Genomic DNA, 2,758 nt, shown 5'->3' on the forward strand with positions numbered 1-2,758 from the left:
TGCGTGTTCCAGCCGATCGTGATCACGGATTCCAGACCATCGTGATCACACATTCCAGAGCATCGTGATCACCGTTTCCAGCGGATCGTGATCGCTATTTCCAGCGATTGCGATCGGGGTAACCAGGAGGCGCGCGCCGCTGACAGTCTGCAACCCGGGTAGCTTGGTCTTTTGCCTAACCGCAGAGGATCGAGATGCCGACCGAGAGACTGTCCATGCGCCACATTCGCGAAGTTCTACGCCTGCACTACAGCGTCGGCATGTCGCAACGCGCCGTTGCCCGCAGCCTGGGCTTGGCCCAGGGCACGGTCAGCAAGTACCTCAACCGAACCCGCCGGGCCGGCCTGACCTGGCCGTTGCCGCCGGAGCTGGATGACGACGTCCGGCTTGAGAACCGCCTATATCCGCCGCCATCCGATCGGCCCAGCGACGAGCGTCCACAGCCGGATTGGGCGCTGGTGCATCGCGAGCTGCGGCGCCCGAACGTCACGCTGATGCTGCTGTGGGAGGAGTATTGCGACGCAAACTCCGACTGCTTCAGCTATTCGTGGTTCTGCGAACGCTACAAGGAATGGGCCGGCCTCCTCAAGCCCACCCTGCGCCAGATCCATGTCGCCGGCGAGAAGCTGTTCGTCGACTATTCCGGCCACACCATGGAGGTGGTTGACGGGCTCACCGGTGAGGTGCGCAGCGCACAGATCTTCGTCGCCGTGCTCGGCGCCTCGAACTACACCTACGCCGAGGCCAGCCTCAGCCAAAGCCTGCCGGACTGGATCGCCTCACACGTCCGCGCATTTGCCTATTTCGGCGGCGCGGCCCGGCAGACGGTGAGCGACAATCTCAAGGCCGGCATCACCCGGGCCTGCTTTCACGAGCCGATGGTCAACCGGACCTATGCCGATCTCGCCCGCCATTACCGCACCGCCATCGTCCCGGCGCGGCCGTATCGTCCGCGCGACAAAGCCAAGGTCGAAGTCGGGGTCCAAATTGTCGGGCGATGGATTCTGGCGCGCTTGCGCAACCACCGATTCTTCTCGCTCGCCGCCCTCAACGAGGCGATCCATGCGCTTCTGGTCGAGCTGAACGACCGACCTCTCCGAAGCTGGGGACGAAGTCGGCGCGACCTGTTCGAAGAGCTCGATCGTCCGGCGCTCACTCCCTTGCCGGATGAGCCGTACCAGTATGCCGAGTGGAAGCGCTGCCGGGTTAACCTCGATTATCACATCGAGATCGCCAAGCATTACTACAGCGTCCCTCATAACCTCGTGCGTCAAGAGGTCGAGACCCGCGTCACCCAAAAGACCGTCGAGATTTTCCTGCGCGGCAAGCGGGTGGCGTCACATCTGCGCAGCACCCTGCCGCATCGCCCGACGACGATTGCCGAGCATATGCCGAGCTCGCATCGTCGTTATCGCGACTGGACCCATGAGCGTATTCGTTCCGAAGCTGCCAAGGTCGGTCCCGATGCCGAGACACTGATCGACGTCATCTTGCGGTCGCGGCCGCATCCGGAACAGGGCTTCCGCTCGGCCGTCGGCATTCTCGGCCTGGTCAAGCGCTACGGCCAGGAACGCGTCGACGCCGCCTGCGCTCGGGCGCTGCTGCTCAACGCCCGTTCGTACAAATCGGTCGCCGCCATCCTCAAAAACGGCACTGACAGAACCGCGCCGCCCGCCGAGGAGGCGCCCATCCTCTTCCACGCCAACATCCGTGGCCGCACTTACTACAATTGATCAGGAGAGATATCAGCATGCTCATTCATCCCACCGTCGATCGCTTGCGCGCCCTCGGCCTTGCCGGCATGGCCGACACCTTCGTCGAACTGCAGAACAATCCCGAGGCGGCCGAGATGCCGCACGCCGATTGGCTCGGCCTCCTCGTCGATCGCGAGGTCACTGCCCGCGACAACCGCCGCCTTACGCGCCGTTTGAGCAGCGCCAAGCTGCGTCAAGCGGCCGCCGTCGAGAACGTCGACTATCGCACCGCCCGTGGTCTCGACCGTTCGCTTTTCCAAACCCTCGCCACCTGCCAATGGATCCGTGAGGCCAACCACCTGGTCATCGTCGGTCCAACCGGCACCGGCAAGTCCTGGCTTGCCTGTGCGCTCGGCAACAAAGCCTGCCGCGACGGCTTCTCCGTGCTCTACAAGCGGGCACCCCGCCTGTTCGCAGATCTCGCGCAGGCGCGCGGCGAAGGCCGTCTGGCCCGCCTGATCGCCGCCCTCGAGCGCGTCAATCTCCTCATCCTCGACGACTGGGGACCTGAACCGCTTACCGCCGACCAGCGCCGAGATCTGCTCGAGATTGTCGATGATCGCTACGACAAGGGATCCTTATTGATCACAAGTCAGGTCCCCGTGTCGCAATGGCACGACGTCATTGCCGACCCCACACTTGGCGATGCGATATTGGACCGCATCATTCACAATGCCCACCGCATCGAACTCAAGGGCGACAGTCTGCGGCGCCAAGCTGGTGAAAAGAAAAAGCCGTGAGCACCTCCCGCACGATCGTTCCGCCGGCCCACAGGCCCCTCCCGCGCGCGTCGCTGCGTCGCTCGTGGGGGCACTCCGCGCCGCGCACGGGGCCCTCCCATGGACCGCCGGAACGATCTTCGAACCAACCCGCCAGCCTTGACGAGGAGGCCGTTTCCAGCACACATAAACTCGTCAGCCGTGTTCGTCTCCAGTGATCGCCATCATCTGGAATCCGTGATCACCATCGCCTGGAACGCCTGATCACCATCTCTGGAATGCGCA

General features: G+C 63.6%; 2 protein-coding genes. Both read left to right on the forward strand.

What is annotated here, in order from left to right; all coding sequences use genetic code 11:
• The first annotated feature begins 194 nt into the window (after nucleotides 1-194).
• The gene (istA, locus tag M2427_RS41930) at nucleotides 195-1,733 is read left to right on the forward strand and encodes an IS21 family transposase (RefSeq protein ID WP_250173494.1); all 1,539 of its coding nucleotides are present in this window, start codon (nucleotides 195-197) and stop codon (nucleotides 1,731-1,733) included.
• A 17-nt stretch (nucleotides 1,734-1,750) separates the two neighbouring features.
• Nucleotides 1,751-2,494 carry an IS21-like element helper ATPase IstB gene (istB, locus tag M2427_RS41935; protein ID WP_219685535.1) on the forward strand — a complete coding sequence of 248 codons (744 nt, stop codon included), beginning with the start codon at nucleotides 1,751-1,753 and terminating at the stop codon, nucleotides 2,492-2,494.
• The last annotated feature ends 264 nt before the right edge of the window (nucleotides 2,495-2,758 follow it).

The sequence above is a fragment of the Bradyrhizobium sp. BR13661 genome, assembly GCF_029892425.1.
In the GTDB taxonomy this organism is placed as follows: domain Bacteria; phylum Pseudomonadota; class Alphaproteobacteria; order Rhizobiales; family Xanthobacteraceae; genus Bradyrhizobium.

Excerpts from the sequence above, each read along its gene's own strand:
- istA (WP_250173494.1), top strand. The coding sequence starts at position 195 with ATGCCGACCGAGAGACTGTCCATGCGCCACATTCGCGAAGTTCTACGC.
- istB (WP_219685535.1), top strand. The coding sequence starts at position 1,751 with ATGCTCATTCATCCCACCGTCGATCGCTTGCGCGCCCTCGGCCTTGCC.